This window comes from Adlercreutzia murintestinalis (genome assembly GCF_943192905.1).
GTDB classification, from domain to species: domain Bacteria; phylum Actinomycetota; class Coriobacteriia; order Coriobacteriales; family Eggerthellaceae; genus Adlercreutzia_A; species Adlercreutzia_A murintestinalis.
Genome location: NZ_CALPCC010000037.1, coordinates 1 through 4,646, shown reverse-complemented (window position 1 = coordinate 4,646; position 4,646 = coordinate 1). Strand labels below are relative to the sequence as shown.

At 60.4% G+C, this 4,646-nt stretch carries 4 protein-coding genes; 1 reads left to right on the top strand and 3 read right to left on the bottom strand.

What is annotated here, in order from left to right; genetic code table 11:
• Positions 1-145 precede the first annotated feature (145 nt).
• From NFR19_RS08690 to cpaB, 3 genes are read right to left on the bottom strand one after another with little or no spacing between them, the layout of a single operon-like run.
• Positions 146-1,471: a TadA family conjugal transfer-associated ATPase gene (locus NFR19_RS08690; RefSeq protein WP_251213400.1), complete on the bottom strand. Its 1,326-nt coding sequence runs from the start codon at positions 1,469-1,471 to the stop codon at positions 146-148.
• Positions 1,468-2,907, bottom strand: a complete 1,440-nt coding sequence (locus NFR19_RS08685) for a CpaE/TadZ family protein (RefSeq protein WP_251213399.1) — start codon at positions 2,905-2,907, stop codon at positions 1,468-1,470. The genes NFR19_RS08690 and NFR19_RS08685 overlap by 4 nt, the downstream gene beginning before the upstream one ends.
• Before the next feature lies 1 nt (position 2,908).
• The gene (cpaB, locus tag NFR19_RS08680; protein WP_251213398.1) at positions 2,909-3,769 is read right to left on the bottom strand and encodes a Flp pilus assembly protein CpaB; all 861 of its coding nucleotides are present in this window, start codon (positions 3,767-3,769) and stop codon (positions 2,909-2,911) included.
• Between the two features lie 313 nt (positions 3,770-4,082).
• Between cpaB and NFR19_RS08675 the strand changes: the two genes are divergently transcribed.
• Positions 4,083-4,640, top strand: a complete 558-nt coding sequence (locus NFR19_RS08675; protein WP_251213397.1) for a flavin reductase family protein — start codon at positions 4,083-4,085, stop codon at positions 4,638-4,640.
• Positions 4,641-4,646 lie beyond the last annotated feature (6 nt).

Here is a 4,646-nt window from a genome sequence, read left to right as displayed (position 1 = left end):
GGCTGCGCAGCCGCCACCAATGACAAGACGAGCTGCTCGCGCTTGGAGGGTGTTAGTGCGGTTGCAGCCGCTTGTCGACGCTGCCACGCAACCATCGCCTGCCGCCCCAACACGGTTCCAGCACCTGCAGCCAACACGACCGCCGCTATTCCCCATATGCTTGCTGCTCCCATGCTTCCACCTCTCTTTCGGTTGCGTGATCGCCCGCTCGCACTGCCTCAAGAAGAGCAGGGCGTCGCACCCAACTCCCCTCGGAGGGTGCAGGCGCAACATAGACGCGCTCTATCGAGCATCCTCGCGTTGTTCGGTCGTATTCGACCTCGGCAATAACCGACAGAAACCGACTTCCATCTGCATGCCTGCTCACCTGCACCACATAGTCGAAGGCATTGCCGATCTGCGCCTCGATAGCATCCACGGGCAAATCGACTGCATATCGCACCATCGTCACCATGCGATCGATCACATCCTCGGGCGCATTCGCGTGCAGCGTCGTCAAGGACCCATCGTGGCCCGTGTTCATGGCCTGCAACATGTCAAGCGCCTCACCCGAGCGACACTCACCCACGATGATCCGGTCGGGACGCATGCGCAAAGCATTGATGACCAGATCACGAATGGTCACCTCGCCTTCGCCTTCAGCATTGCGCGGGCGCGCTTCCAAGCGAACCACATGCAACCCCGCATCGAAGCGCAGCTCGGCGGAGTCCTCGATCGTGACGATGCGCTCTCCTGACGGAATGCAACACGAAAGCGCATTGAGCAACGTGGTCTTTCCGCTGCCCGTGCCACCCGATACGACCACGTTCTTCCGACACACGACCAGCCACTTCAAGAAGGTGGTCATCTCCGCACCGAACGAACCGGTCCGCTCCATCTCCTGAAGCGTCATCAGGCGGCGTGCGAAGGCGCGGATGGTCACATGCGGGCCATCGGGCGCGATCGGCGGGATAACGGCATTCACGCGATGACCTTGCGGTAGACGCGCGTCCACCATGGGAGACGATTCGTCGATGCGCCGTCCCAGCGGGCCGATGATGCGATCGATGAGCACGCGTACCTGTTCATCGCTGTCAAAATGTGCCTCGCTTTGGTGCAGGCAGCCATCGCGTTCGTAGAAGATGCTCTGCGCACCGTTCACCATGATCTCGGTGACCGTTTCGTCAGCGATCAAACTCTCAACCGGCCCCATGCCGAAGACCACATCGATCATCTCTTCGATCAAGCGCCGCTTCTCCGCGCCGGACAGCACATCCCATTTCGGATCAGCCAGCGCATGGCGGCATGCAGTGCGCAGTTCATTGCGCGCACGCTGAGGGTTGTCCACCATGATGGCCGCGATCGCCTCGAACGAGGCCCATGCGCGCACATCTTCGCGAAGCTGCTCAACCGTGAGCTTTCGCGGCGCACTCCCGTTCGCCGCCGCATCGTTCACGTCAGCAACGGCACGCACCCGCTCCATCAAACTCATCCGACTACCGCCTTCACATTTTCGCCGCGGGTATCGGCATCAACGACTCCGGGAAGCACGGCGCGCTTCTTCCCACGGCGCCGACTCGATCGGGAGCCGTCCCCCGCCTTTTCCGCCTTGCGACCGCCCATGCGCGCACGGCCGCCCCTCTTCGCTTGCACACGCCCCGCGCACGATGGCAACAACTCATCGAGCATGGCTGATACGCTCGTACACAGGTCGTTGCGTGCGTGAAGAAGTTCATCGGCGCTGCCTGCCCCCAGCAGCTCCTCTACCTCGGTGCCCCCCTCTTTCAGCTCGAACACATGCGCTCCCTGCATGGCGCACGACACATCTATACTGGTGAACAACGCACCGCGGCGGCATCGGTTGATCGCATATTCAAAGTTTGCCGTCGCAATGCCCAACCGCTCGCACAGATCAACAGCGTGGCGGCATGCCCGCACGCTCGATGCCTTCTGGTCGATGAGGAACAGGGCGCAATCGCTTCGCTCGATCAGCGCGGCATGACTTTCTGCCCAACTCGCTCCGGTGTTCACGATGACAACATCGAAGAGAGCGCTTGCTGCATCAAGGAGCTGCGAAAGGGCTCCCGTTACCACCTCAGCCTGCTCAAGCTTGCTGGGAGCCGCCAACAGCGCCACGCCGCTCTGACTCAAGCCATCCGCAAGCTGCTGCAACCGTTCCGGCTCTGCCAGCACATCGTCGGCGGTCAGCGCATCCGTAGCTCCCATCAGATGCACCAGATCGCCAAATTGCAGATCGCCGTCGAAGAGCAGCACCGTGTGACCCTTCGCTGCGGCCACATGCGCAGCCACCAGAGCGACCGTGCTCTTGCCTGCGCCGCCGCTTCCCGAGAGCACCGTCAACATATACGCTGCGCTCTCTGGTCTCTTCGTGCTGTCGAAACGCGAACGCAACGCCAATGCCGCAAGCGATGCCGCACGATCGGTCGCGCTACTGAACGCCTCTGTCGCCGCGCTTCGTTCTATCTCGTCAAGCACTGCTGCTCGCGAATGCTCCGCCAACGCCGCATCCAGATTCGCCTCAAGATCGCGCGCTGCCTCATCCATGCGCGCGCGGCGCTCTTTCTCCATCGAAATCCGCCGCAACAGCCCATCGCTTGTGAGCATCCCCGTGATCCCGGCAGCCTGAGCACGGCTGCGCAACGAACCGCTTGCATCATGCGCGACCACCAGGATCGGCTTCTCTGCATCATCGGTACGCATGGCCGCTGCAAGATTCACCGCGTCAACATGGTCGCTTCCCTCTACCCACACCTCGCCTATGTCCGCCTCAGCTGCCCGTGTGCGCGCCGCGTGCGCACCACCCTCGCATTCCAGCCAAGGCAGCGCAGCCAAGTTCACCTCTTCTAGCCCCAACAACTCGGGGTGCGCCAAATTCTCCGGATCGGAACAGAACAGCACCTTGCTCATCTCACTCACCTCTCTGCGTTGCATTCGATGCTTGCGATAATGCGGATCCTGCCGAAGACGATGTCCGGGCAGCTTGCGATGCTGAGGATGCCTGGGAGGCCGCTGATGCCGTAGATGATGCCTGGGCCGACGATGATGAAATAGCGGCCGACGATGAGCTCGATGCACCCTCGCGCCCATCGCCATCGGGTCGCGAAGCCGATTCCGCTTCTTGCGCGTCTGCGCTCTCCGAAGGCAGAACGAAATACAACTCCAAGTTCTCCGCGGCGCTCACCATTTGCGCCACTAACTGCGGCGGCAACGCCAACGTGACCCAACTCTGCGCATTGCTACCGCCCTCGGTAGCGCACGTCTCGAGCACTTTCACCGACTGCGCGACCCGCGCGGTAGACGATCCTCCCACCGCGTACACATCTACGCTCATGCCCGGCACCAGTGCCCCACCAACCGCCTGAACCGCACGCGCTGGCACGCTGAGCGCCACCATGCCGTCCGGCACCTCTATGTTGGCCGCGTCGAATCCGAATCGGGCAGATGAGATCACCTCGCCTGCCAGAATGGACGACCCCACTTGCTGCCCTACCGCATCGCCTTTCGCCACCACAGCATCGGCTGGCAGCATAGAAGCAATCCACATCTTGGTCTCTACGTCGCCATCGGCTATGGTCTGCCCTGCCGCGATATCACGGCGGGCCACGCATACCTCTACCTGATCGCCGCCATACCGAGCCAACATATCCGCCTGAGCCGCATTCGCCTGTTCATCCACCTGCACCACATACACAGCAACGCAGAGCGCGCAGAGCAGACCGCACGCCAATCCAAGAACAATCGATCGGTTCCTCTTCGTCAGGAATCTCACAGAACACCTCGCTTCGTTCGCCTACGGCTCTACTATGGCAGGCGAATCTGGCGTGGCGGAATCACGTTTGCCGCATCTGCTGGGTACGCTGTCGCTTCCTGTTTTGGGCGCTCTGATGCACGGAGCACCCCTGCCTTCAGGCACGAACGTCTCTGCATGCCAGTATGATCCTGAACGGGATCTAACATGAATCTTGCAGGAATCTGACCGTTTCACATTGCGGGCCTGATGCGCCTTGCACTTGTGATGTTATATATTCATGAAGCGTACGCACTCATAAAGCCGCGCACGAAGATAAGAAACGAGGGTGACGATGGAAAAGACAATAGACGTGCAAGCATTTCATTCACTGACGTACGGCCTCTTCGTCATTGCCTCGAAGCTGCCCGACGGCCGCAAAGTTGGCTGCATCGCGAACACATTTCAGCAAGTTGCAAGTGAGCCGCCTCAAGCCTCGGTCGCGTTGAACAAGGACAACATCACAACGAAGGCCATCATCGATGCGGGGCGCTTCACCGCAAGCGTGCTCTCCGAAGAAGCGACCATGGAATTGATCGGGGTCTTTGGCTTTCATAACAGCCTTGAACGAGAGAAGTTCGCCGCTATGGACCACGATGTGGACGCCTCGCACCTTCCGTTCTTGAAGCAACAATGCATGGCAACGTTCAGCGTGCGCGTTGAGCAGGCCGTCGATGTAGGAACGCATCTGCTGCTCATAGGACCCATCGAAGAGGCGCACGTGCTCTGCGACGCAACCCCGCTCACCTACGCCTATTACCACACGGTACTGCGCGGAAAGAGGGTTAATTCTCAAAAAGTGTGTCCGGAATGGCCAACAATTCCCAGATCACGATGGGAAAACCATGGCTAAAAGTTG